Annotated in this window: 20 protein-coding genes and 1 riboswitch; of the genes, 18 read left to right on the top strand and 2 right to left on the bottom strand. The window is 53.4% G+C overall.

From position 1 onward, the window contains the following. Nucleotides 1-7 precede the first annotated feature (7 nt). The 14 genes from AC3WT9_RS15775 (at nucleotide 8) to AC3WT9_RS15710 (ending at nucleotide 16,337) form a co-directional block, all read left to right on the top strand. Complete coding sequence (locus tag AC3WT9_RS15775) at nucleotides 8-850, top strand: energy-coupling factor ABC transporter ATP-binding protein (RefSeq protein WP_341091218.1); 843 nt, start codon at nucleotides 8-10, stop codon at nucleotides 848-850. Between the two features lie 126 nt (nucleotides 851-976). After that, complete coding sequence (gene cobJ, locus AC3WT9_RS15770) at nucleotides 977-2,563, top strand: precorrin-3B C(17)-methyltransferase (RefSeq protein ID WP_492407730.1); 1,587 nt, start codon at nucleotides 977-979, stop codon at nucleotides 2,561-2,563. Then, nucleotides 2,560-3,870 carry a sirohydrochlorin chelatase gene (locus AC3WT9_RS15765; protein ID WP_341091221.1) on the top strand — a complete coding sequence of 437 codons (1,311 nt, stop codon included), beginning with the start codon at nucleotides 2,560-2,562 and terminating at the stop codon, nucleotides 3,868-3,870. Before cobJ ends, AC3WT9_RS15765 begins: the two co-directional genes overlap by 4 nt. A 5-nt stretch (nucleotides 3,871-3,875) precedes the next feature. After that, nucleotides 3,876-4,661 (top strand): precorrin-6A reductase, encoded by a 786-nt coding sequence (cobK, locus tag AC3WT9_RS15760; RefSeq protein ID WP_342481415.1) that lies wholly within the window; start codon nucleotides 3,876-3,878, stop codon nucleotides 4,659-4,661. A gap of 44 nt (nucleotides 4,662-4,705) precedes the next feature. Further along, nucleotides 4,706-5,380: a precorrin-8X methylmutase gene (locus AC3WT9_RS15755; protein WP_341091223.1), complete on the top strand. Its 675-nt coding sequence runs from the start codon at nucleotides 4,706-4,708 to the stop codon at nucleotides 5,378-5,380. Between the two features lie 484 nt (nucleotides 5,381-5,864). Next, nucleotides 5,865-6,965, top strand: coding sequence for a cobalt-precorrin-5B (C(1))-methyltransferase (locus AC3WT9_RS15750; RefSeq protein WP_341091225.1), 1,101 nt, complete (start codon nucleotides 5,865-5,867; stop codon nucleotides 6,963-6,965). Next, nucleotides 6,958-8,187 (top strand): precorrin-6y C5,15-methyltransferase (decarboxylating) subunit CbiE, encoded by a 1,230-nt coding sequence (gene cbiE, locus AC3WT9_RS15745; protein ID WP_341091226.1) that lies wholly within the window; start codon nucleotides 6,958-6,960, stop codon nucleotides 8,185-8,187. Before AC3WT9_RS15750 ends, cbiE begins: the two co-directional genes overlap by 8 nt. 968 nt (nucleotides 8,188-9,155) lie before the next feature. Next, the gene (gene cobI / locus AC3WT9_RS15740; RefSeq protein ID WP_492407777.1) at nucleotides 9,156-9,848 is read left to right on the top strand and encodes a precorrin-2 C(20)-methyltransferase; all 693 of its coding nucleotides are present in this window, start codon (nucleotides 9,156-9,158) and stop codon (nucleotides 9,846-9,848) included. Then, the gene (cobM, locus tag AC3WT9_RS15735) at nucleotides 9,845-10,648 is read left to right on the top strand and encodes a precorrin-4 C(11)-methyltransferase (protein ID WP_492407729.1); all 804 of its coding nucleotides are present in this window, start codon (nucleotides 9,845-9,847) and stop codon (nucleotides 10,646-10,648) included. Before cobI ends, cobM begins: the two co-directional genes overlap by 4 nt. Next, nucleotides 10,641-11,756: a cobalt-precorrin 5A hydrolase gene (locus AC3WT9_RS15730; RefSeq protein WP_341091229.1), complete on the top strand. Its 1,116-nt coding sequence runs from the start codon at nucleotides 10,641-10,643 to the stop codon at nucleotides 11,754-11,756. The genes cobM and AC3WT9_RS15730 overlap by 8 nt, the downstream gene beginning before the upstream one ends. Continuing rightward, on the top strand, nucleotides 11,749-13,497 hold the full coding sequence (locus tag AC3WT9_RS15725; protein ID WP_342481417.1) for a cobyrinic acid a,c-diamide synthase CobB: 1,749 nt from the start codon (nucleotides 11,749-11,751) through the stop codon (nucleotides 13,495-13,497). Before AC3WT9_RS15730 ends, AC3WT9_RS15725 begins: the two co-directional genes overlap by 8 nt. Nucleotides 13,498-13,717: 220 nt before the next feature. Further along, nucleotides 13,718-14,599, top strand: coding sequence for an ROK family protein (locus AC3WT9_RS15720; protein ID WP_341091233.1), 882 nt, complete (start codon nucleotides 13,718-13,720; stop codon nucleotides 14,597-14,599). Nucleotides 14,600-14,807: 208 nt separating this feature from the next. Further along, a complete protein-coding gene (locus AC3WT9_RS15715; RefSeq protein ID WP_341091234.1) occupies nucleotides 14,808-15,824 on the top strand; it encodes an HRDC domain-containing protein in 1,017 nt (338 codons plus the stop codon). A gap of 216 nt (nucleotides 15,825-16,040) precedes the next feature. Then, nucleotides 16,041-16,337 (top strand): immunity 53 family protein, encoded by a 297-nt coding sequence (locus AC3WT9_RS15710; protein WP_341091235.1) that lies wholly within the window; start codon nucleotides 16,041-16,043, stop codon nucleotides 16,335-16,337. Nucleotides 16,338-16,433: 96 nt separating this feature from the next. Here AC3WT9_RS15710 and corA read toward each other — a convergent pair whose 3' ends face one another. Then, nucleotides 16,434-17,369 carry a magnesium/cobalt transporter CorA gene (corA, locus tag AC3WT9_RS15705; protein ID WP_341091237.1) on the bottom strand — a complete coding sequence of 312 codons (936 nt, stop codon included), beginning with the start codon at nucleotides 17,367-17,369 and terminating at the stop codon, nucleotides 16,434-16,436. 425 nt (nucleotides 17,370-17,794) lie between these two features. Continuing rightward, nucleotides 17,795-17,928: riboswitch (SAM riboswitch) on the top strand. A gap of 118 nt (nucleotides 17,929-18,046) precedes the next feature. Here corA and metA point away from each other — a divergent pair. The 4 genes from metA to AC3WT9_RS15685 all read left to right on the top strand — a co-directional run bounded on the left by metA (nucleotide 18,047) and on the right by AC3WT9_RS15685 (nucleotide 26,226). After that, nucleotides 18,047-18,964, top strand: coding sequence for a homoserine O-acetyltransferase MetA (gene metA / locus AC3WT9_RS15700; protein WP_341091239.1), 918 nt, complete (start codon nucleotides 18,047-18,049; stop codon nucleotides 18,962-18,964). A 65-nt stretch (nucleotides 18,965-19,029) separates the two neighbouring features. After that, nucleotides 19,030-20,208, top strand: a complete 1,179-nt coding sequence (locus AC3WT9_RS15695; RefSeq protein WP_341091240.1) for a PLP-dependent transferase — start codon at nucleotides 19,030-19,032, stop codon at nucleotides 20,206-20,208. A gap of 235 nt (nucleotides 20,209-20,443) precedes the next feature. Further along, on the top strand, nucleotides 20,444-21,580 hold the full coding sequence (mqnC, locus tag AC3WT9_RS15690; RefSeq protein WP_038588354.1) for a cyclic dehypoxanthinyl futalosine synthase: 1,137 nt from the start codon (nucleotides 20,444-20,446) through the stop codon (nucleotides 21,578-21,580). Between the two features lie 266 nt (nucleotides 21,581-21,846). Continuing rightward, the gene (locus AC3WT9_RS15685) at nucleotides 21,847-26,226 is read left to right on the top strand and encodes a bifunctional 2',3'-cyclic-nucleotide 2'-phosphodiesterase/3'-nucleotidase (RefSeq protein WP_492407728.1); all 4,380 of its coding nucleotides are present in this window, start codon (nucleotides 21,847-21,849) and stop codon (nucleotides 26,224-26,226) included. A 176-nt stretch (nucleotides 26,227-26,402) separates the two neighbouring features. On the opposite strand, the gene AC3WT9_RS15680 is transcribed toward AC3WT9_RS15685, so the two are convergent. Then, complete coding sequence (locus AC3WT9_RS15680) at nucleotides 26,403-26,585, bottom strand: transcriptional regulator (protein ID WP_341091242.1); 183 nt, start codon at nucleotides 26,583-26,585, stop codon at nucleotides 26,403-26,405. Between the last annotated feature and the right edge of the window lies 1 nt (nucleotide 26,586).

The raw sequence follows: 26,586 nt of genomic DNA, 5'->3' as shown, positions 1-26,586 counted from the left end.
GATTGCAATGAATAACGAATATAGCCTGGTCTTTGAGGGGGTCGCCTACAGTTATCCGGACACGGCGGAACCTGCGCTGCGGGAGCTGACTGTCTCCATCCCCAAAGGACGAAAAACAGCAGTGCTCGGCCACAACGGCTCCGGCAAATCAACCTTGTTTCTGCATGCGGTTGGCGTACTGCGTCCGCAGAAAGGCAGGGTGCTGCAGGGCGGCACCCCATTGGCCTATTCCAAAAAAGAGCTGGCCGCCCTGCGCCGCCGCGTGGGCCTCGTCTTTCAGGACCCCGAGCAACAGCTGATTCTTAGTACGCCTATCGAGGATATCTCTTTCGGGCTGCGGGGGACAGGCATGGATGAGGCCGCTATTCAGAAGCGCTGCCTGGAAGTGCTGGAGCAGCTGAATCTGCTGGCTCTGCAAGATAAGCCGGTTCATCAGCTCAGTCTGGGCCAAAAAAAGCGCACGGCGCTCGCAGGGGTTATGGCGATGGAGCCGGAGCTGATTTTGCTGGATGAGCCGACCTCCTATCTGGACCCGCTCTCCGAGAGACAGCTGCTTGCGGGACTTGAAAGCATTTCTGCCAAGGGCACCACGGTGGTCATGGCGACGCATGATATGAATCTGGCCTACCGCTGGGCGGACTGGATCATTGTGCTGGATAAAGGAATCTGCCGGGCAGCCGGATCGCCGGAGGATATTCTTGCAGACGGGGAAGACCTGCGGGCGCTCGGTCTTGACCTGCCGCTGCTCGCTGATTTATGGCATAGCCTGCCCGGCCGTTTGACTGCCGGGCAGGCTGCTCCCCGGAATGCAGAAGAGTTCAAAGCCATTTTGAAGCGGGAAATTAAATAGAATGTTTACGACTATGACAGATGTGAATGTACCTGATTTGGCAGAAGCATCTGCTAGATATAGAGTCTTGTAGCAAGCAGCAGGGGAAGCATGAAATCAGGTTATTTTGTGGACGGGGGAAAAAGGATGGAAAAACAAGGAAAGCTGCTGATTATCGGCTTTGGCCCCGGTGCCCTGGAGCATATTACAGGCCGCGCACTGGCTGCGCTTGAGGAAAGTGAAGCTGTTATCGGCTATAACACCTATGTAGAGCTGATCAAGCCGCTGCTGAAGCATCAGGAAATTGTCGGCACCGGTATGACGGAAGAGGTTAGCCGCGCCCAGGAAGCGGTGCGCAGGGCGGAAGCGGGACAGAGCATTGCGGTCATTTCCAGTGGGGATGCAGGTGTGTACGGGATGGCAGGACTGGTGTACGAGGTGCTGATCGAACGGGGCTGGAAGCGTGCGGGCGGTGTGGAAGTGGAGGTGATTCCCGGAATATCAGCGATCCAGTCCTGCTCCTCACTGCTGGGAGCGCCGATTATGCATGATGCCTGCACGATCAGCCTGAGCGATCATCTAACGCCGTGGGAGAGCATCGCGGCGCGTGTCGATGCGGCGGGTGCGGCGGATTTTGTAATTGCCTTCTATAATCCGCGTAGCGGCAAACGGAAGCGGCAGATTGAGGAAGCCCGCAGCATTTTGCTTCGCTACCGCGATCCGTCCACGCCGGTTGGCATTGTCAAAAGTGCCTACCGTGACCGCCAGCAGACGGTTGTAACTACGCTGCAGGATATGCTGGAGCATGAGATCGGCATGCTCTCCACAGTTGTGGTCGGCAACTCCGCGACTACCGTCTATGAAGGTCTGATGGTGACGCCGCGCGGCTATGAGCGCAAGTACAGTCTTGGCGCCGAGACGCAGGCGCTGAAGCCGCATGAGCGGCTGCGGACAGCTGCAGAGCCGTGGTCGCTGGCTGCGGCAGCGGTTGCCGCAGAGGCCGCAGCAGAGGCCGCAGCAGAGGTGAATAACGCTGCTGGCCCTATGGGCAGCGCGGCTGCTGCGGAGAGCGGAGCTGCTTCTGCAGCGGCCCGGACGGAGCTGCCTAAGGCTTTTGCTTCCGCCGTTTCGCCGGCGGCGCAATTCGAAGCCTCCGAACTGGAGGTTTCGCCGGCACTTGGCAGCCGCAGATATAGCGGCGCACAGATGGCGCTGCTTGCGGAGCTTGCAGGTGATGAAGGTCAGCTGGTGTGTACGCGGGACGGACATTTTCTGCTGCGCAGCAGTGGGGCTGAGCAGGAGGATAAGGCTTACCGGCTGGCAAAGGCCGGGCTGAATGTGAGCCTGCCGGGGGATTTTGTGCGAGTGAAAACGTGCGGCTTCTGTGAATTGAGAAAGGAAGACGGACTTAATGCAGCTATCCGCCTTCATAAGCTGCTCCACGGACGGCCGGTGCCGCGGGAGCTTCAGATCGGTGTAGCCGGTTGCGGCATGGCCTGCAGCTCAGCTGTGCTGGAGGATATCGGTATAGTGTACTCCAAGGGCAGCTTCGAGCTGTACCTTGGCGGGAAGAGGTCGGGACGAGGCGCACATGCAGGCAGCCTGGTCCGTGAAGGAATGAATGAAGATGAGCTCATAGCCGCAGTTACAGCGATTGCCCTGCGATACGGTTCGCAGGGCAAAATCAATGAACGGTTTTATACATTTTTTCAGCAGGGGGGGCACAACGAATGAAAACAGTATTGCTCGTAGGACACGGCAGCCGGGTAACGGAGGGCAACGATGAGCTGCGGAAATTCACAAGTGAGCTTGCCGCCCGCAAGCCGGAGCTGACCTTTGTAACCTGCTTTATAGAACTGGCTTCGCCTTCGATTGCTGAGGGCATAGCGCTTTGTGTAAAGGGAGGCGCTTCGACAGTTTACGTGGTGCCGATTATTTTGTTCGCGGCTGGCCATTCCAAGCTGGACATTCCGCTGGCCATGGACCAGGCGAAGCTAAAGTATCCGGGCGTGGAATTTGTGTACGGACGTCCGGTCGGCGTGCAGGAGCGGGCGGTGGATATTTTGCTGGACCGGATCGCAGAAGCAACTGCGTGGAGACAGCCGGACCAGCCGGAAGACAAGATGCTGACATCGGGGGGGAATGCGAATGACGCGGGTCCGTGGGTAGCATCTTCTGTCTCCGTAGCTGGCAATACAGGCATTGCTGCAGTTGAGATGAACACCTCGAAAGTGGAGGACAAAGACACCATTATTCTTGTTATGGGCCGTGGAGGCAGCGATCCTGATGCCAACAGTGATTTCTATAAGCTGACCCGCCTGCTGTGGGAAAGGACTGCTTATAAAAGCGTAGAGGGCTGCTTTATCGCCATTGCCAAACCCTCGCTGCCCGAGGGGCTGGAACGTTGTCTGGCATTGGGTGCGCGTAAAATTGTGGTGCTGCCGTACCTGCTTTTCACCGGAGTGCTGATGAAGCAGTTTTCTGATATCATCTCGCAGTTCGCTGCCGGGCATCCGGAGGTCGAGGTGGAGCAAGGCAGTTATCTTGGGTCTCACCCGCTGCTGTCCGACATGCTTGCGGAGCGAATTGAAGAGACATTGGAAGGCCAATCCTTCGCCAACTGCGATAACTGTAAATACCGTGTTGAGGCGGCCGCACACCACCATCACCACCACCACCATGGTGAGGAAGGTGATGAAGAGGAACACGGGCATCACCATCATCATGCGGAAGATCACGGCCATGACCACAGATATGATCATCATCATGGGGAAGACCACGGACATGATCACAGACATGATCATCTTCATGGAGAAGATCATAATCACGAGCATGAGTATCACCATCATGGTGAGGAAGATCATAATCACGAGCACGGGCAATGTGGGCATAATTATACGGCTCATGGGCATCAGTGCTGCAGCGGGCAGCATGCACAGGAGCATCACTCCGAGATGGGTACGGAAGGCAAGATACAGCCGCGTCAGCGGGACCTTTCAGTACAGACAGTATCTTCGGCCAAAGGACCGAAGGAATTCTGAACGCTATGATATTTATGTTGTGCGGAACGAGTGATGCCCGGGAATTAGCACTGACTTTTTCATCTCACGGATTACCGCTGGTGGCTTCTGTTGTAACGCCAAGTGCAGCGGAGCGGCTTGAAGCAGCCGCAATACGGACTGCGGTTGGCAGGTTGGACAGCCCGGGAATGATCTCCTTTTTGCAGGAGGGGAATTACAGTGTTGTAGTAGACGCAAGCCATCCCTTTGCACTTGAGGCGCATGCCAATGCAATGGCTGCTGCGGAAGCGCTGGGGCTGCCCTATTTTCGCTACGAGCGGCGAAGCCTTCATTATGACAGTCATCCCCGGTTGATCTGTGTAGATTCTTATGAAGCTGCGGCCCGCAAAGCAAAACAATTAAAAGGCTCGGTCATGCTGACCACCGGTGGGAAGACACTGGAGATTTTTGCGGAGCAGCTGCTCGGCGATCCGGAGGTACGCCTGACGGTCAGGCTGCTTCCCTGCCTGGAGAACATCGATAAATGCCTTGCGCTTGGGATAGAACAGCGGAATATTATTGGGATGCAGGGACCTTTTTCAAGGGGAATGAACGAAGCGATGTACCGGCAATACGGCACGCAGGTCATGATCACTAAGGAGAGCGGCGCAGAGGGATCTCTTGATGAGAAGCTGCATGCTGCACTGGATATGGGGCTATATGTCATTTTGATAACGCGTCCAGACACGCCTTATTGCGATTTTGGCAGTGTCTATCATGCAATGGATGAGATAGCAGGTGCGGTAAAAGCAGTACTGGCGGTGCATGAATGAAACGATGTAGAAACATCTATTGAATTATGAAAAGGGGAATGGGCGTGGACTTTGGGACGGATTTCAAACCGCTGACGGTGCAGCCGCAGGAAATTGAAAGCTTGAGCTTTCAAATGATCACGAAGGAACTGGGAGTACATTATTTTAACGCTATGCAGTATCCGGTGGTGCAGCGGATCATCCACGCATCTGCCGATTTCGAGCTGGGGCGGAGTCTGATGTTTCATCCCCGGGCGATTGAAGCGGGTATAGCTGCCATCCTGCAGGGCAAGCCGATCATTGCCGATGTGCGGATGGTAGAGGCCGGTATCGCCAAGGAAAGGATACATAAATACGGCGGAGATGTCAGGGTGCATATTTCCGACCCGGATGTCATCGAAGAAGCCAAAATGCTGGGGACGACCCGGGCAATTGTCGCGACGCGCAAAGCTTGCAACGAAGCCCCCGGCGGGATATATGTTATCGGCAATGCGCCCACGGCGCTGCTGGAGTTGATTCGTCTGGTAAAAGAAGGAGCGGCCCAGCCCGGACTCGTTATCGGCATGCCCGTAGGCTTCGTATCCGCCGCGGAATCCAAAGATGAGCTGCGCAAGCTGGACATTCCCTACATTACGAATATAGGCCGCAAAGGCGGCAGTACGGTCGTTGTTGCAGCGGTGAATGCCTTAAGCCTGCTGGCTGTCCGGCAGGATACTGAACAACAGGAATCTGGCCGGTAGCAGTAAAGGGTAGGTTTTTATACGAATAAAGAATAAATAAACATAGAAGTCGTGAACTAAGAAGAAAGAAGCCAAGTCAAGCCAGCCAAGCCAAGCCAAGTCAAGACAAGAAGAAGCGAATTAATGAGAGCCAAACAGAGAGTAGAACATGCACAGACCACAAGTGAAAAGTAACGCCAAGTAAGCACTAAGAAGTACTAAGAAGTACTAAGAAGTACTAAGAAGTACTAAGAAGTACTAAGAAGTACTAAGAAGTACTAAGAAGCACTAAGAAGCACTAAGAAGCGCTAAGAAGCACTAAGAAGCACTAAGAGCACTAAGAAGCACTAAGAAGCACTAAGAGCACTAAGAGCACTAAGAGTGCTAAGAGTGCTAAGAGTGCTAAGAAGCTAAGAAGCAGCAATAAGCACAGAAGCACAGAAGCACTAAGTTAAAATCTAGTGAACCAAGCAAGCCCATAACATACAGCAAAGAAGGGATCGGCATGACTGAGGAGACCTCTTCGAAACCTATGCGCCGGGGTTATACCACCGGCGCCTGTGCTGCCGCCGCAGCCAAAGGCGCGGCACTCCTCCTGATCACCGGTGATGCGCCGGAGAGTGTGGAGCTTTACTTGCCGGCGGGATTCCGGCATACCTTCGAACTGACCGGATGGCAGCGTCAGGATGATTCCATGGCAACCTGTGCCACGGTGAAGGATGCCGGGGATGACCCGGATGCCACTCACCGGGCCTGGATCGAGGCCACTGTTAGTTGGCTCGAACATCCCGGTGTGGAGATTGACGGCGGGCGTGGCGTCGGCAGAGTAACGAAGCCGGGGCTGCCGGTAGCGGTAGGAGAAGCCGCGATCAATCCGGTGCCCCGTCGTATGATTCTGGAAGCTGTATCCGAGGTGCTGGAAGAGCATAGCGCCGCCCGGGGACTGCGGGTGGTAATCAATGTGCCCGAAGGCGAAGCCATTGCGCTCAAGACACTCAATCCGCGCCTAGGCATCGTAGGCGGTATTTCGATACTCGGCACAAGGGGAGTGGTTACACCGTTCTCCACTGAAGCCTATAAGGCGAGTGTGGTTCAGGCGATATCGGTTGCAGCTGCTACAGGGAACAGGGGGCTGATCCTCACTACCGGCGGCAGCAGTGAAAAATATGCCATGGCAATGTTCCCTGAGCTTCCGGAGGAAGCTTTTATTCAGATGGGCGAATACGTGGGGTTCTCTCTCAGCCATGCCAAAGCTTATGGATTCAGCAAGGTGACGCTTGTCGGCATGGCAGGCAAATATTCCAAAGTAGCACAGGGAGCCATGCTGATTCACTCGAAAAATGCGCCGGTTGATTTCGGTTTCCTGTCCCAAGTAGCGTCCGAAGCCGGGGCTGACGAAGAACTGGTGCAGGAGATTGCTGCCGCCAATACGGCTTCGCAGGTTGTGGACATGATGACGGCAGCCGGGAATTACGCTTTTTTTGAACAATTATGCCTTCATGCCTGCAGACATTGCCTGATTCACATGAATGGGGAGATGACGGTAGAAATGGTGCTGATCACGATGAAAGGCCGAGTGCTGGGAAGGGCGGAAATCTGTGGCTAATGTAATTTATATCATCGGTATCGGCGAGGATGGCGCAGGCGGGCTGACGCCGGGTAGCTTGAGAAAAGTCCAGGAGAGTGAGGTACTGCTCGGCGGGGAGAGGCAACTGTCGTTTTTCAGCCGGTACGATGGGGAAAAGATCACGCTGCAGGGCGGGCTAAAGCCTTTTGCCGACAAGCTGGAGGGATTGTGGAAAGCGGGAAAACGTATTGCTGTGCTGGCTTCGGGGGATCCGCTGTTTTTTGGGATTGGCGGCTACCTTGCCAAGAGGTTCGGGCCGGAGCAGGTCGAAGTGATTCCGCATTACAGCAGTGTGCAGCTTGCTTTTTCCCGGCTGGGTGACAGCTGGCAGGATGCAGAGCTTATCAGTCTGCACGGCAGGACGATTAACGGGCTGGCCCAGCGGATTGACGGCAGGCAGAAGATTGCTCTTTTGACGGATGAAGTCAATACTCCTGCGCGGATTGCAGCTTACCTGCGGGAGTTTGGCATGATGGAGTATGAGGCTTATGTCTGCGAGCGGTTGGGCGGCCCGGAAGAGGTCTGCCGGTTCTGGGAACTGGAGGCGCTGGAGCTGGCGGAATTTGCGGCACTAAATGTGGTAATTCTGCGGCGGAAGCCGGGAAGTACGGTGGAGGTGCGGCGCGGATTCGCATATCCCGATGAGGTGTTCCAGCAGCGGAAGCCGGAAAAGGGCCTGATTACCAAACGGGAGGTCCGCGCTTTTGTCCTGTCGGAGCTGAATCTGTCCGAGGATGCGATTGTCTGGGATATCGGCTCCGGCTCCGGTGCAGTAGCGGTGGAATGTGCGCGGATTGCCCGTCTTGGCAGGGTCTATGCCCTGGAAAAAGGGGCAGACAATCTGCCCAACATTGAAGCCAACCGGCGGAAGTTTCGTGCAGATTTTGCAATTATCCATGACAAAGCCCCGCAGGGGCTGGATAAGCTTCCAGACCCGGACGCCGTGTTCATCGGCGGCAGCGGCGGTGAGCTGGCAGCTATAATTGCACATAGTGCAGCCCGGCTGCGGCCCGGAGGGCGGATCGTTGTGGGAGCCATCACGATTGAGACGCTGCATAACAGCATGGAGGCGCTGGCACTCGCCGGATTTGCTCCGGAAGTAACGATGCTGCAGGCCTCACGGGGCAAACCGATTCTTGGCATGACCCGGTTTGAAGGGATGAACCCCGTCTATGTGGTCAGCGGCCATAAGACGGTTTAACTGTTGAACGCTGCAGGGCAGCGGGAGATAGGTATGAGGGGTACAGCGGCTTCGGTGCGAAAAAGATAAAGTTGTGAATGCGGCTACGATGCGAAGAAGATAGCGATACGAAGACGATTAGACGGCTACGATGCGAAGAAGACATCAATACGAGGACGACTAGATAGCCACGGTGCGAAGAAGGTAACATCACGAAGACAGCTACGTGCAGAGGCGGACCCCAGCGACGTTATTTTATCAATGAGCCATAGTTTTCCAAGTAAACGGACCCCAGCGCCGCTATTTCCTCGCTTGGGCTGTATCATGGAGATAAATGATGCGAATAACGTCTCTGGAGTCCGAGAAGAGCGAAAAACAACAAGAAATCTGCAAATAGCGCCTCTCCAGTCCGCGTAGCTACCAGTTGCTCGGATCATAAGCGATGGACCAAGCATTCTGTGCCAGTCCTCCCCTTGAGAAACTGAGTGCTGCATCCAGCAGCTGCAAGGGAATCAACTGACTATCGTCCGGATATGCAATCGGCAATCTAAAGCGAAGCACATGGAATATTATTCCATATCTGATTTGTCACTACCAGATTTAGTCACTACCAGATTTAGTCACTAATAGCTTCAGTCCATACGTGCACCCGTGCGTGCCAAACTGAACTCTTGTATGCATTCCTGAGCCGCAAAATGCCATGCCGTACATACACGAAACTGTCGCAGCATAAATCCCCTCCTGCCATAGGTAGTGATGACCAAAGGATATATCCAAGTAAACATACAGCTCAATAAAAGGAGAAACTGGAGATGACAAACAATCAAGCGGAACCGCAGCTAGTACCCTCAAGCGGGCAGAATATTGCCGGTGAAGAGACAGCCCAAGCGATGGCCCAAACGGCTATGGAAGAGTATGAGTTTATTGACGGCCAGCTGGAGGCCGAGAATGTAATTGAGTCTAACGCTGCCTTGCTGGCTGTAGGTACCATGTATGGAGTGGGTGTCGGTCCCGGGGACCCGGAGCTGATTACGGTCAAAGCCTGCCGTCTGCTGAAAGAATGTCCGGTGATCGCCTATCCGGCTGCCAAAAAAGGCGGCAAATCCTATGCCCAGGAGATCGTCGACACCTATGTAAATGAGGACGAAAAGGTCATGCTGGGACTTGTGTTTCCAATGACCAAGGACCCTGTGCAGCTGGAGAACGGGTGGCACTGGACTGTAGAGCTGTGCTGGAATGAGCTGCGCCTTGGCAATGATGTTGCTTTTGTGACGGAGGGTGACCCCAATCTGTACAGCACCTTTATTCATCTGGCCCGTTTAATGCAAGAGCAGCATCCCGTTGTGCCGATTATATCGGTTCCCGGAATTTCTTCGGTGCTGGGTGCTGCTGCGGCACTCGAACAGCCGCTTGCCGACGGTGACCAGCGGGTGGGTATCATTCCGGCTACCGAAGACCGTGAGGCGCTGAAGGAAGCGCTGCTGCATCATGATACTGTAGTGTTCCTTAAGGTGGCGAAGGTGCTTGATCTGGTGCTGGAGGTGCTGGATGAACTGGGTCTTGGAGGAAAAGCGTCCGTTGTCACCAAGGTGACTTCTCCCTATGAGACCGTCTGGCGGGATGCCCGCGAGCTGCGCGGCTCGGATCTGGAGTATCTGAGTCTGATGGTGGTGAGCAAATGACGGAAGCACAGCTGGAACCTAAGGTCTACATCGTCGGGGCAGGACCCGGCGATCCAGAGCTGATTACCGTTAAGGGCAGCCGTATTCTGCGCTCGGCCGATCTCGTATTGTACGCCGATTCGCTGGTCAGTGAAGAGCTGATCTCCAGCGCCAAGCCCGGTGCTGAGGTGCTGCAAAGCTCAGGGATGGATCTGGAGCGACAGGTGGAGCTGATGGCAGAAGCAGTGCAGGCCGGCAAAAGCGTAGCCCGTGTGCACACAGGCGACCCCTCGATGTATGGAGCGATCCTGGAGCAGATGTCGCTGCTGAAGCTGTGCGGCGTCGGCTATGAGATCGTGCCGGGTGTCAGCTCTGTTTTTGCCTCAGCGGCGGCGCTTGGCGCGGAGCTGACGGTGCCGGAGCTGACGCAGACGGTCATTCTGACCCGTGCCGAAGGACTTACGCCCGTGCCCGAGCGCGAGCAGCTGCGCCGTCTGGCCAGCCATCACTGCACGGTGGCACTGTTCCTCAGCGCTTCACTGGCCGGACATGCGGCGGAGGAATTCCTCGCCGCCGGGTGGAGTCCGGACACGCCTGTAGCTGTGGTCAAACGGGCCACCTGGCCGGATCAGCAGATTCTGCGGACAACGGTAGAGAAACTGGAGGCTGACCTGCGTGAAGCGGGCATTACGATGCATGCGATGATTCTGGCCGGCTGGGCACTGGATCCCGGGCTGGTCGACCGTGATGCTCACCGCTCAAAGCTGTACGACAAGACGTTTACCCACGCCTGCCGGGAAGGGACCGGCAATCATGGATAAGAAATATGCGGCTATCGCCATTACACGTAACGGCATTAAGCTTGCACTGACGCTGGGGGAGCAACTGAGCGGTACCGAAGTGTTCTGCTACGCCAAGTACAGCGGGGAGCTTGAAGAGATACCGGGGGAACGCCGGATATTTGCTGAGCCCCTAAAAGAGCTGCTGCCGGTTCTATTCCGACGTTATGAGGCTTTGATTCTTTTCTTCTCGCTTGGCGCAGCGGTAAGATTAGCTGCGCCTTTACTGCAGGATAAAAAAACCGACCCCGCCATCATCGTGATTGACGAACGCGGAGAACATGTAATCAGCATGCTCTCCGGTCATTTGGGCGGGGCCAACAGGCTGACGCTGCAGATTGCCGGGCTGCTGGGCAGCCATCCCGTGATCACAACCGCCTCGGATGTTCAGGGGACGTTCGCGGCGGATTTGCTCGGCCGTGAATTCGGCTGGCGGCCGGAGAGCTTCACACACATGAAGGCGGTGAGTGCCGCCTTGGTGAACGGCGAGCGGGTAGCCTTCCTGCAGGAGCATGGGGAGTGCGGCTGGCTGCACCCTGGAGCGGCATTGCCCGAGCATGTGCAGCTCTGCGGGGATATGGCTGAAATGCGCGCGGCTTCCTTCAGCGCAGCAATTGTTGTAACCGACCGGCTGCTGAAAGCGCCGGAAGCGGCGGCTTTGCCGGAACGGACCGTAGTGTACCGTCCGCGCAGCCTGGTGCTCGGCCTGGGCTGCAACCGCGGCACTTCGGCGGCGGAGCTGGAAGCGGTGGTGGCGGAAACCCTTGCACAGCTGGGGCTGTCTCTCCTAAGCGTGCGAAACGCGGCCACTGCCGGGATCAAAGGCGATGAAGCCGGCCTGCTCGCTTTGTGCGCCAAGCACGGCTGGGAGCTGGCTTTATATCCGCCGGAGCAGCTGAATACGGTTCCGCTGGACCAGCCGTCGGAGATCGTATTCAAGGCGACCGGAGCCTATGGTGTTTGCGAGCCTGCAGCCCTTTTGTCTTCAGGTGCGAAGGATTTGCTTTTGCCCAAGAAAAAAAGCGGCAATGTGACGATTGCTGTGGCCAGGGTTATTTTTGACAGAGGGGAGGCAAATGCAGATGTATGAGCGGGAAGGAGACGGGCTTCCGTTGCAGCGGCGTGCCCGCATCCTTGTAGCCGGTACAGGTAGCGGTTCGGGAAAAACGACGGTAACACTTGGGCTGATGCGGGCGTTTGCCCGGCAGGGACTGAATGTACAGGGCTTCAAATGCGGCCCGGATTACATTGATCCGGCCTATCATGCCGCTGTCACCGGACGTTCACCCCGGAATCTTGATTCATGGATGACCTCAGGCGAGTATTTGCTGGAGTACTTTCTGCGCTCCTCAGCGGAAGCGGATCTTTCGGTGATCGAAGGGGTCATGGGGCTGTATGACGGCAAAGAAGCGACAGGGCTAACCGGCTCAACCGCCGAGATCGCCATCCTGACAGACAGTCCGGTATTGCTGGTGCTTGATGTCCGCAGCATGGGCCGCAGTGCGGCGGCAATAGTGCTGGGCTTCCAGCAGCTGGAGCCGCGCGTACGTATTGCCGCGGTTATTGTAAACCGCTGTGGGAGTGCCAGCCATTACCAGACGGTGAAGGCGGCGATTGAAGCCGCCTGCGGAATTCCCGTGCTGGGCTGGCTGCTGCGGGATAGCGGGCTCGACATTCCGGAGCGGCATTTGGGCCTGCTGCCTGCCGTTGAGCGGGGGGAGCTGGAGCCCTTGTTCGACCGTGCCGCCGATCTGCTGGCGGAGGGCACCAACCTCCCGGCGCTGCTGCAGCTTGCCGGAGCAGCGCCCCCGCTGCGGCATCCGCTCCTCTTACCGGAGATCTCGCTGGCAGAAATCCCCCCGTTTGGCAACCCGTCACAGGGCGGGACGTCCGCTGAAGACTACCCGGCGGCGGCGTCCGGTTGCCTGCGTGAAGATCAACCGGCAGGCATCGCGGAAACGGGATTGCCAACTAATCCTGCTCCCGATTTGCACCTTTCCGGGGGTGTGGTAGGTGAACGGGGAGCGGCTTCCGAGCGGCCAGACCAGCCGACAACCGGCAGCGAATCTAAGGCGGGATCCCATGCCGTATCTCCAAACAGCCATCTTCCCATCCCTCCGTCACTTGCGTCAGCCAGCCACGAGCCGCCAGTTCACCCCATCCCTCCGTCCCTTGAACCAGCCGGCTACCGCCCGTTTCTTGCCGTTGCCCGTGATGCGGCATTTAATTTCTATTACACCGACAATCTGGAGCTTTTGATTCGCGCCGGTGCAAGACTGACTGAATTCAGCCCGCTGCGCGGCGAGGGCATTCCGCCGGATGCGGACGGAATCTATATCGGCGGCGGGTTTCCCGAAGAGTTCGCTTCCGTGATTGCGGGGAACAAGGCTTTCCTGAACGGCATCCGGTCAGCTGCGGCGGACGGAATGCCGCTCTATGCCGAATGTGGCGGCTATATGGTACTGGCACGCAGTCTGACCGACCGCAGCGGGAACTTGCATGAGATGGCCGGGATTATTCCGGCTCATACGGTTATGCAGGAGCGTCGTGCGGCGCTTGGTTACCGGGAAGTTACCGCGATCCGGGACTGCCTGCTGCTGCTGCAGGGAGAGACGCTGCGCGGACATGAATTTCATTACTCCGTCATGAGTTATGACCATGGAGAGCCGAGGAACTTTGCGTATGAGAGCAAAGGGAGGGGCGGCAGCCAGCCGGAAGGTTATGTAAGCGGCAATGTGATGGCAGCTTATGCCCATATTCATCTGGCTTCTTATCTGCCGGCCGCCGCACGGTTTGTCGCAGCATGCCGGGCCTATCATGAACGTAAGTAAGCCAGATATTTACCAGCTGTGACAAAGGACAAAACAGCAGCTCCGTTAAACAGGGGATAGCGTGTGATGTCCTTTTTTTTCGGAAAACAGAACTATGTCAACCGCTTGTCATAACCCTGCAACCCACGTATAATAAAGGCAAGAGAGCGCTTTAATATTATATAACTACCGGTAGAGCCGGTTAACGGCCAGCCGTTCATGGAGAAGGGGGAACACTGCAGTGAAATTGTTGGGAGCGATTGAAGCAGGGGGAACGAAGTTTGTATGCGGAGTGGGGAATGAGGACGGGACGATAATCGACCGGGTCAGCTTTCCAACGACAACGCCCGAAGAGACGATGGGACTCGTGATCGACTATTTTGGCAATAAACAAGTCGGCGCCATCGGCATCGGCTCATTTGGACCCATTGATCCGGTGCCGGGAAGCCCTACGTATGGATATATTACGACGACTCCGAAACCTCACTGGGGACAATATAATCTGGTAGGAGCCGTAGGCGGACAATTCAATGTGCCGATCGGTTTTGATACGGATGTGAATGGAGCAGCGTTGGGTGAATACAAATGGGGAGCAGCTCAGGGGCTGGACAGCTGTCTTTATATTACCGTTGGCACAGGCATCGGGGCCGGGGCAGTGGTCGGCGGTGAGCTGATTCACGGCTTATCTCATCCTGAAATGGGGCATATTCTGGTGCCGCGCCATCCGGAGGACAACTTTGCCGGCTTTTGCCCTTATCATGGGGATTGCCTGGAAGGCCTGGCCGCAGGTCCGGCGATCGGCAGCCGTTGGGGCCAGCCGGCAGGCGAGCTGCCTGCGGATCACCCGGCCTGGGCCATGGAGGCCCATTATCTGGCGCATGCACTAATGAATTATGTGCTTATTCTGTCTCCGCAGAAGATCGTTATGGGCGGCGGTGTCATGAAGCAAAGTCAGCTGTTCCCGTTAATCCATGCCAAGCTGCAAGAGCTGCTGGGAGGTTATGTGCAGCATCCTGCGCTAAATGAAGGCATCGGCAACTATGTTGTTTCACCACAGCTCGGAGACAATGCCGGACTGTCCGGAGCGCTTGGATTAGCCAAAATGGCATTGGACAGAGCCTAACACAAAAAGAGATTGACTGTTCGGCAATCTATGGTATCCTAGGATTTAACAGTATAGCATTTAAGAGGGAGCACCTCTTTCACGTTCAGCGTGAGAGAGGTGCTTTTTGTGCGTTCAAGGGTCTGTATAGCAGCCGTGCTCTATAGATCGGAAGCTCCGGCGTTGACGCGATCATGCTTGCTGTAAGACGAGGAAGGTAGGGATCGGGATGCAGATCGTATTTATGAACCGGTTGTCGAGAATGTCAGGGGCAGACCAGGAGGCGTTTGCCCAGCTATGGATTGGCGAGGAAGAAGGCATTTGGAGTCTGGGCTGGCGCGATTTTTCCGGTGCCGAGGAGCTGAGCGACAACATTTGGTATGAGGGCGGCTCATGGAATGAGATGTTATGTGTATACAGGCATGAGCTGGCGGTAAAGATGGGGGACGGCTACCGTCCGTTAATCGACGGTGCATTCCATGAAGAAGAGGGTCTGAACAGCCGTAATCAGGAGCAGCTCAAGCTGCAGCATTACAGCGAACAGCACGCCAACGAAGCCATTTATGAGGAGCTCTGCGCCTGGCGCAGGGGCAGAGCATCCAGTGAACGCAAAGCGCCTTATATTCTGGCCAGTAACCGTCTGCTGCGGATGCTTAGCGCATTTCTTCCCCGCACGCGGGAGGAACTGCTGCAAATCCCGGGGGTCGGCGAGGGTAAGGCTTTGCAATACGGGGCCGAATGGCTGAACATTACTTCGGGAGCTTCGCGTGATCACAGTTATCCGCTGAGCTGGGTCAACGAGGCTGTTGAAGAGGAGGCCTTCAGCTCATGGCTTTATAAGCAGAAAGAGCTTAAGTACAAGAAACAGCTGGAACGGCTGCGGCTGCGGCGCATAGTGCTACAGGGAATTGAAAACGGCCTGGGAATGGAACAGCTCAAAACGACGAGCGGCGTTAGCCGCCGTGAAGTGCTCGAAGCGGTAGAAGAACTGGAGAAGGACGGATATTCCGTGGAGAAGCTGATTGAGCTGGAACTACAGGGAATCTCACCAAACGAGCAGGACAGTATATGGACCGCCTATGAACTGTTGGGCGATTCATTCCTGAAGCCTGTGCTGTATAAAGCGTACGGAGAGGAATTTTCACCTGTCGAAGGGCTCGATATGTATTATGAACGGCTGCGGCTGATCCGGATCCGTTTCCGGCGCGGTACGGAGAACGGAGTGGAAATGGCTACGGGGTTTTAGAATAAGGCTTTCGATGCCAAGGCGAAATGGAGTTGCCTAAGCGAAAGAATTGTAGCTAAGCGGGATTCCTCCCTTGCAGGAGAGAGTTCCGCTTAGGTTTTTTTCGATTTGTATTACAAAATATGCAAACAGGGTAATGAACATTAACCTTTAGGCAGATGATCAAAGGGAATTTGCGGATTGCCGCTGAACATATTTTGGATTGGAGCTGTATATATGAATGTTTTACAATGGCTTGAAGAGTGGTATTCACGGCAATGTGACGGAGATTGGGAACACAGCCAGGTTGTCAGTATTACGACACTTGATAATCCCGGGTGGTCTGTTGACATTTTTTTGGGAGGAACCGAACTGGAGGATAAAGGTTTTGAACTGCTGAATATTGACAGGTCGGATGTCGACTGGGTATACGGCAAGGTAAGCGATAATATTTTCCAGGGAAGAGGAGGAGTGAACAATTTAGAAGAGATCCTACAAATATTTCAGCAATGGGCAATGCTTAACGAAGATTAGAATAGATGCTATTCAGCTTCTTCTGAACAAAAAGACGAAGGCTTCCATTCCCTTGCGGTAACGGTGCCTTCGCCTAGCGTATTCGTCCGTTGTTGTTCATAGCCAATCCTTTTTGCGGAAAACAAACAGCATCCCGCAGCCGAGCGTCACCATAACGGCAATAACGCCATAGTAGCCGTACTCTGAATGGGTCTCGGGAATATTGTCAAAGTTCATCCCGTAGATCCCGGTAATTACGGTCAGCGGCATGAATATCGTTGTAATGGCTGTAAATACTCTCATAATTTCGTTGGCACGGTTGGCAATACTCGATTGGTACGCCTCGCGTAAGTTGCCCATAAGATCGCGGTAGGTCTCGAAGGTTTCAGAGATTTTGACCGCATTTTCATAAATGTCGCTAAAATACTTCTGCAGCTGGTCATCAATCAGGCGGAGGTCTTTTTTATTTAGGGTGTTGATAACCTCTTTCTGCGGTCCAAGCATCTTCTTCAACCAGAGTATTTCGCTGCGCAGACCGATAATCTCGCTAAGATGCGATTTCTTGGTATGCATAAGGATATCCTCCTCCAGCTTCTCAATCCGCACTTCAATCCGGTCGCCGACGGAAAAATAGTTATCCACGACAGTGTCGATCAGATGGTACAGGAAGCGGTCCGGCTCGCTGACCTCCTGCTCCCACAGGATGGGTTTCAGCACACGCAGTTCATGGATCTTTTGTTTGGTGACGGTAATAATGTAATGTCTGCCGAGAAACACGTTCAGTGCACGAAGGAAAATCTCCTCGTCATCGAAACGGATGCTGTTGACAACTATAAAATAATGGCTTTCATAAATTTCAATCTTCGGGCGCTGCTCCTCTTCGCTGAGGCAATCCTCAACGGCCAGGTCATGCAGATTGTATAAGGGCTGAAGCAGCTCCAAATCCTCAATATCCGCATCAATCCAGTAGAAGCCCTCTGTAGGGGCTGTCAGTGTTTCTTCAATATCCTCAATAGTTGTAAAAACTCCTGCGTTCACCTGCCGAATTTTCATCTGATTCACTCCTTCTGTCCCCAGTCTTCTCCAGGGATATGCTAATTAAAGCACAGAGAAAAAAATCAGCTTGGCCGGTGGTACAATCAACGAATAAGGCCAAATGACGTTTCGAGAGCATGAAGAAGAACTGCTCCCGCCGCCGGCAAGCTGATGTTAATCCTGTGTGGTAGCTCACTTTGCACGCTTAACTGCGCACCCGGGTCGCCTTCCATTCTTCTCTCACCTCTTCTTTTCGTCATTTATAGTATGAAACACTTGTCTAGTATAACGCCGGGGTATGCCTCTTTCAAGCAAAATTCTTTTCACTTTCAGGGGCTCTTTAGCATTGTATGGGCTTGACGAAAAGGAGGTTCATGATTTAAAGTGAATTTTAAGAAAAACAACGTTTGACATTTTAGATTTTTCTAACTGAATACAGCTAAATCTTATCAAGAGCAGGTGGAGGGACTAGCCCGATGAAACCCGGCAACCGGCGTGTGAACGCACGGTGCTAATTCTTGCGGAAGCTTTGCAGGGGATATTTGAATCCCGGCAGAAGTTCTCTGGCAGATGAGAGAGGCGCATATGACTGCAAATCTATGACCTTTCTCGCCCGAGAAAGGTCTTTTTTGGTTGTATTTTAAACACAAGCCGTATTAGCGGCACTCAAATTCAGTTAAGGAGTGGACACAACAATGCCAATTAAAATTCCCGACAGCTTGCCGGCCAAAGAGGTATTATCCGGGGAGAATATCTTTGTAATGGATGAAAGCCAGGCCTTCCACCAGGACATCCGCCCCTTGAGAATCGCTATTCTGAATTTAATGCCGACTAAGGAAACAACCGAAACGCAGCTGCTGCGCCTAATCGGAAACTCGCCGCTTCAGGTTGATGTGATTCTGCTGCATCCCAGCTCCCATACCTCCAAGAACACTTCGGCAGAGCACTTGAAGAGCTTTTATAAAACCTTTGACGAAATCAGCCACCGCCGTCTGGATGGATTAATTGTTACCGGCGCCCCGGTAGAACAGATGGAGTTCGAGGATGTGAACTACTGGGAAGAGCTGAAAGAAATCTTCGAATGGAGCAAACACAACGTTACTTCGACCATGCATATCTGTTGGGCTGCCCAGGCAGGACTGTATCACCACTTTGGAGTGCACAAGGTTAGCTTGGACGAGAAATGCTTCGGAGTTTTCCCGCACACCCTGAGCCATAATAACGTCAAGCTGCTGCGCGGATTTGACGAAGTGTTCCATGTTCCACATTCCCGCCATACCGACATATCCCGTGAGGATATCCTCGCTAATCCGGATCTGCAGATTCTGGCCGAATCGGAGGAAGCCGGAATTTATCTGGTAGCGACACATGACGGCAGACAGATTTTCGTTACCGGTCATTCTGAATATGATCCTTTTTCCCTCAAATGGGAGTATGACCGGGATGCAGCCAAGGGGATGGATGTCGCACTGCCGAAGCATTACTATCCAAAGGATGATCCGCAGCGCACACCGCCGGCCGTCTGGCGGGCCCATGCCAACTTATTGTTTGCCAATTGGCTCAATTACTATGTATACCAGGAGACCCCTTACGATATTGGTCCGATTATTTAAAAGAGAAGACGTTAGCTGCTTCACACCATATAGAAATGATTACACCACATTTAGGAGGCTTACAGATGGACGAGAAACTTAGGATTGAAAGCAGACTGGCGCAAATTGGCTCACAGGAAGATCCCGCTACAGGGGCAGTAAATTATCCGATTTATAATGCAACGGCATTCCGCCACCCTAGACTCGGACAAAGCACAGGTTTTGACTACAGCCGCACCAAAAGCCCAACCCGCTCCGTGCTGGAAGAGGCGGCTGCGGAGCTGGAATCAGGAGACGCCGGCTTTGCCTGCAGCTCCGGGATGGCTGCGCTGACCACAGTGTTTGCACTGTTCGGGCATGGTGACCATCTGGTGGTCTCGCTGGATCTGTACGGGGGCACATACCGGCTGCTGGAGCGGATTCTGTCCAAGTACGGGATCACAGCCTCCTATGTGGATACAAACGATCTTGATGCGCTGGAAGCGGCGCGCCTTCCGAATACGAAGGCTGTATTTATTGAAACCCCGACCAATCCGCTGATGATGATTACGGATGTGTCAGCCGTGTGTACGTGGGCCCGCCGGCAAGGACTACTCACAATCGTAGACAATACGCTGCTTACCCCGTTCTTCCAGCGTCCGCTGGAGCTCGGCGCGGATATTATTGTCCATAGTGCCACCAAATATCTGGGCGGCCATAACGATGTCCTTGCGGGTCTTATCGTTACCAAGGGCACCGAGCTGTCGGCAGAAATGGCCATTCTGCATAACTCTCTGGGTGCCGTACTTGCACCAAATGACAGCTACCAGCTGATGAAAGGCATGAAGACGCTGGCCCTGCGTATGGAGCGGCATGAGAGCAATGCGCTGGAATTGGCTCATTATCTGCTGGAGCACCCGGCTATTGCAGAGGTATTCCATCCGGGGTTGCCTGATCACCCGGGCTACGAAATTCAGAACCGCCAGTCCTCGGGCAACACCGGGATCTTCTCCTTTAAGGTAAAAGACGCCAGATATGTGGAGCCGCTGCTCCGCCATATCCGCCTGATCGCCTTCGCCGAAAGCCTGGGCGGTGTCGAGTCGCTGATGACCTATCCGGCGGTGCAGACCCATGCCGACATTCCGGTCGAAATTCGCGATGCCGTAGGCGTGGATGACCGCCTGCTGCGCTTCTCTGTCGGAATAGAGCATGTGAATGATCTGAAGAGCGATCTCAGCCAGGCGCTGGAAGCAGCGCGGATCGAGCTTGAGGAAGCTGCGAATTAAAGAAAAGCAGACGGATGATAAAGGTACCGGCAGCAGCGCCGCTTGATGGCTCTGCTGTTTTTTGCTCTTATTAGGAATGTAAAAACATGCCTGCCTCGGCTGAGGAATCACGTGTACGCAAAAAGTTTCTCAAGCCGCCCGGATTGTGATACGATGAAGAAACGAGCTTATTCAAATGTTATACAAATTTAATTCATCCATCATACTAAATGGGCTTAAGAGGAGGCTGCGAACGATGAGTGCGATAGATCTTATTCTGGATAAGACGCTGAAGGGCGAACGTCTTCAATTGGAGGACACTATCCGGTTGTTCGAGAGCAACGAAATTGAGAAAATGGGCGCTGCCGCAGATATTATTATGAAACGCTGGCACCCGGACCCGCTGGCCACATTCGTGATCGGCCGCAATATTAACTACACCAATGTGTGTGATGTGTACTGCCGCTTCTGCGCATTTTACCGCAGACCCGGATCCGAGGAGGGCTATGTGCTTCCCGATGAGACCATCTATCAAAAAATTGCCGAAACCATAGCCGTAAACGGCACGGAAATCCTCATGCAGGGCGGCACGAATCCGAATCTGCCGTTCAGCTACTATACGGATCTGCTGCGTGGCATTAAGCAGCGTTTCCCGGAAATTACGATGCATTCCTTCTCTCCGGCGGAGATTATGAAGATGAAGGAAGTGTCCGGCCTTTCTCTGGAAGAGGTAGTGCGGGAGATTCATGCCGCAGGACTAGATTCGCTGCCAGGCGGTGGAGCGGAAATTCTTGATGACCGTACCCGCCGCAAGATCAGCCGGCTGAAAGGCTCCTGGCGCGAATGGATGGACGTCATGCAGACCGCACATAAAATCGGCATGAACACGACCGCAACGATGGTTATTGGCCTGGGAGAGAGTATGGAAGAGCGCGCGCTTCATTTACTGCGTGTGCGTGAAGCTCAAGATGAGTGTATCGCCAATAAATATGACTCCGAAGGGTTCCTGGCCTTTATCTCCTGGACATTCCAGCCGGACAACACCAACCTGAAGCTGGACAGACAGACGCCGGAGGAATACCTGAAGACGGTAGCCATCAGCCGCCTTGTGCTGGATAATATCAAGAACTTCCAATCCTCCTGGGTAACGATGGGGCCTGAGGTTGGCAAGTTGTCCCTGCAATACGGCTGCAATGATTTCGGCAGTACAATGATCGAAGAGAACGTGGTTTCCTCAGCGGGTGCGACCTACAAGGTCAACATCGAGTCGATCACCCAACTCATCCGTGAGGCGGGCAAGATCCCTGCGCAGCGTAACACACGCTATGATATTCTGCGGACGTTCGAGGATGCCAATGCGAAGATCGACAATGATTTTGTCATGCAGAACTAGGAAGCTCCGCTGATATTCTAAGTTTAATAAACCTTCATAACAATGCGTTAGAGCACCTGTCCGTGTACTTGGAATTCACGGGCGGGTGCTTTTTGCTGTGTGCCTGCGTGGTGATAACTGACCAGTACTATGTCGAATCTACTAATAGTTTAAATTTTTACAAAACTATTTAATAGATTTGATAAACTTCGACAGATTCCTTAACTTTGTCATGATACACTTTTTGCGGTCGGTATAAAGTGACAAAGTGGGAGGATTATTAACTTATGAAAGTAACAAGATGGAACAAGCCTATCGCTTCAATACTGGCGGCCACGGTTCTTGGTGCGCAAGTGTTGGGGGGGATGTTTGCAGGTTCAGTTTTGGGAGCGGAAAAGGCTGAAGCCGCAGGTGCTGCTGCAGACTCCTCGCCCACAGTTAAACTGCGGCTTATGAGCACAACGGACGTGCATACAAATGTCTATGGCTGGGACTACTTCAAGAATGTTAAATCCTTGACGGTAGGTCTGGACCGCACGGCAACATTGGTCAAAACGGCCAGACAAGAGAATCCGAACAATCTTTTGCTCGACAACGGTGATTTGATTCAAGGCACTCCGCTTGGCACTTATATGGCAACCAAATCGGACATTATGACAAAGGCGGGCAAAATTCATCCGCTGATCGCAGCAATGAACGTGATGGGCTATGACGCAGCAACCTTCGGTAACCATGAATTCAACTACGGATTGGAGTATTTGGATCGGGTAGTTAATGGAAGCAAGGAAGACAGCGAAGCTACGAATGCTGATTTTAAATATGTGAATGCAAACATTTATATTGACGACCATAATGCGGATCCTGCAGATGACGTCAATGCCTATAAGCCTTATATCATCATTCCTAAGACGGTTACTGACAGCAGCGGGCAGACGCAGACAATCAAGGTGGGACTCCTTGGACTGGTAACACCGCAAATTATGGAATGGGACAAAGTGAATCTGGAAGGCAAATATATCACCAAGGATATTGCCGAAACCGCAGAGAAGTTCGTTCCCCAAATGGAGCAAGCGGGCGCAGATGTAATCGTGGCGATGGCACATACCGGATTTGATGCATCTGCCGTGAAGGGCGATCTTTCCGAAAATGACGTCAATGCGTTGAGCAAAGTGCCGGGTATCGACGCCATCACCTTCTCCCACAGCCACAAGGTATTCCCGACCAACGGGAATGACACCCTGCTGGATGCTTCTTTTAAAGATCCCGTGACCAAGCTGCCGTACAACAACGATAAAGCGGTCATTGACAATGCAAAGGGACACATCAATAATGTTCCTGCTGTACAAGCCGGCTACGGTGGTGCATACCTGGGCATCATCGATCTCTCGGTTGTCAAAGACGGAGACAGCGGCTGGAAGGTGGATAAGGCCAACTCGGAATCCTCCACACGTTCGATCTACCGCACAGAAAACAAAGTGAACATCGCAAATGTTGCTCCGGATGCCGAAGTGGATGCGGCGGTTGCTGCCGACCATGAAGCTACAATCGCGTACACTGGCCAGAAGCTGGGCGAAACTACGGCTCCGATGAACAGCTACTTCGCTATGGTACAGGATGATCCGACAGTACAGATCGTAACCTATGCGCAAAAATGGTACGTGGAGAATTACATCGCCACCAGCGCACCGGAATACAAGGATCTGCCAATTCTCAGCGTCGGGGCGCCTTTCAAAGCGGGACGAAATGGCCCTGACGAATACACCAAAATTGATAAAGGCGATTTGACGATCCGCAGCGCCAGCGACCTCTATCTCTATGACAATACGCTGAAAGCAATTTTGGTCAAAGGCAGCACAGTCAAAGAATGGCTTGAAATGAGCGCCGGTGCCTTCAACCGTATCAAAACAGGCATTTCGACGCCGCAGTCTTTGCTTAATCCTTCTTTTGCCGTGTATAATTTCGATGTAATTGACGGAATTAAATACCAAATTGATGTGACCAAGAACGCAAAGTACAAGCCGGACGGGACTATCAATGACGGAACTTCCAGCCGGGTGACGGAAGTCACCTATAACGATCAGCCGCTGGATATGAATCAGGAATTCGTCGTTGTAACGAACAACTACCGTGCCAGCGGCGGCGGCAACTTCCCAGGTGTGAAGGACTCGGTCATGATCCTGAATTCCCAGGAAGAGAACCGTCAGGTGCTGATGGATTACATTACCACTGCCGGTACAATTGATCCAACGGCTGACAACAACTGGTCGATTGCTCCGATCAAGGGGAATGTCAACGTTACCTTTACCTCTTCACCAGCTGCAGCAGCAGTGATGACCGGGAATATTACGGATACCGGTGAGCGTGACGGACGTGATTTTGAAATTTACAATTTGAAATTGAAGGAAACCACTCCTCCGCCTACCGGGGATGTCGAGGTTCACCTTCTCGGAATCAATGACTTCCACGGCCAATTGGATACAACTTCTATGGTGGGTGATAAAAAGGCAGGTACTGCAGCTGTGCTCGCCACCTATTTGAAAGAGGCGCGCGCGAAATATCCGAATTCCCTGCTGTTCCATAACGGTGACTCCGTGGGTGCATCTGCACCGGTATCCTCGCTTGAACGCGACGAGCCGACCCACGAATGGATGAACCTGATGAAATTTGATGTGGGAACCTTGGGCAACCATGAGTTCGATCAAGGTGTTGCGGCAATGAAAACACAAATTTTCGGCGGTGTGGACCCGATAAACAGCAAAGTTAATCATGCGGGTTCGGATTTTGATTACATCAATGCTAATGCAGTTGACAGCAAAACCGGAGAACCGATCATCACGCCTTACGTTATTAAGGAAGTTGGCGGTATCCAAATCGGCTTTATTGGCGTGGTTACCAAAGCGACGCCAAGCAAAGTATCCCCTGCCGGTACGGCTGGCGTGAAATTCCTGTCAGCTGAGGAAGAAGTTGCGGCGATTGAGAAATACGCCAAGGAATTGCAGCAAAAAGGTGTGGAAACGATCATTGTACTTGCCCATGATCCCGCTACAACTAAAAATGATGTGACCACTGGCGAAGCTGCCGATCTGGCCAACGCGCTTCCGGCCAACTCGCCGGTAGACGTTATCGTAGCCGGAGATAACCATGCGCTGGCTAATGGGGTTGTGAACGGCAAGCTGGTTGTACAGGCTTACTCTTACGGCAGCGCTTTTGAAGACATCAAGCTTGTCATTGATCCTACTACCCGTGATGTGAAGAGCAAAACGGCTGTAGTTACGACCACATTCCAGGAAAATATCACACCTGATGCCGAGACTCAGGCACTGGTGAATAAGTATCTGGCGCTTCATCCGGAGCTGACTCAGCCTGTAGGCACTACAGACGGAACGATTAACCGTAACGATGCCTACACCAAGGAATCCAATCTCGGCAACCTGATTGCCGATGCGATGCGCCAAGCCGATTTCGGTGACGGCAAAGGGACTGCTGATTTCGCCTTTATGAATCCGGGCGGCATCCGCGCCGACCTTCCAAAGGGAAATGTAGCATTTGGCGATTTGGCCAAAATCCAGCCGTTCGGCAACACGCTGGTGAAGCTTACCCTTACCGGCGAACAAATCAAAACGCTGCTTCAGCAGCAGTGGAACGTTAAAGCTGATGGAACGGTAGATACAAAAACACTGCAGATTTCTGGTCTGAAATATACGGCCAATATGTACCTGCCGGTTGCTGACCGTGTGGCCAATCTTACCAAGGCTGACGGAACCGCGATCAGCATGACTCAGAGCTATACGGCAGTAGTCAACAATTTCATGGCTGCAGGTGGTGACAATTACAGCGTATTGACGAAGGCAAGCGCAACTTTGCCGGGACCTATTGACCTTGATGTGTTCTATGATTACGTTGTGAAGACATTCAAGGGCGGTGCCATTACTGCGGCGCTTGAAGGGCGTATCGTCAATAATCTTACGGCTCCTAGCACAGGGGGAGGCGGTACATTACCGACAGCAACACCAAAACCTTCTCCAACAACATCACCAAGCCCGTCGCCTAGCGCAACACCTGCGCCGGCGGGAACTTCAGCGCCTAGTGCAACGCCGGTGCCGAGTGCAACAGCGGTTCCTGTATTTAAGGATCTGGGCAAGGTAGCCTGGGCACAGGAAGCGATCAGTGCTTTGGCTGCCAAAGGCATAGTCAAAGGCCTGGACGGCAATACTTTTGCTCCGGCGAAAACTGTGACCAGAGCAGAGTTTGTAACCATGCTTGTTCGTTCACTGAACCTTAGCACGCCAGGAAGTGCAACGTTCAAGGATGTTAAGCAAGGAACCTGGTATTCTGAGCCGATCTCCATTGCGGTGAATGCCGGTCTTGTAAAAGGCTCAGGAGATAACCGCTTTGAGCCGGGACGTGTAATTACTCGCCAGGAAATGGCGATTATGATTGCGGGTGCGCTTAAAGAGCAGCTGCCTTCCGTAGACAAGACTGCGGTTTTGGCAAAGTTCACCGACAAATCCTCCATTGCCTCCTATGCGCAGGAAGCTGTTGCACAGCTGACAGAGCTTGGAATTCTGAATGGGATGGATGACGCCAAGTTTGCACCGAAATCTAATGCGAACCGTGCTCAGGCAGCGGTGATCATCTACCGCATGCTGGAGAATAAAGCATCTTAATTTCAGCTTGTACCCGGATGTTCCGCCGGCTCTCTTAGAGAGCAGCGGAACATCTTTTTGTTTATTTCCTTTATAAAAAAGGCCCATGCGGTTATGCGCATGGGCCTTCCATTGTTTACTACGAGGATTATCCGGCAGAAAATTGATCTCTGCAAACTGCTGCGGCTGCTCAGGGATTACTTCACTGCAGCTTCCCACTTGCAGCGGATGGGGGAAACAATCGCATTTTCTTTCTTCAGCTCGGTGAAGGCTTTGTCAATGGCTTTGCGTTCCAGTCCCGACAGCTTTTCCACTTCACCTGCGCTAAGCGGGTTCGGCGAAGCTTTGATAATATCCAATACCTGTTCTTTAACACTCATG

The organism is Paenibacillus sp. EB106-06-01-XG199 (assembly GCF_058791575.1).
This window is presented reverse-complemented; position numbering and strand designations above follow the sequence as displayed.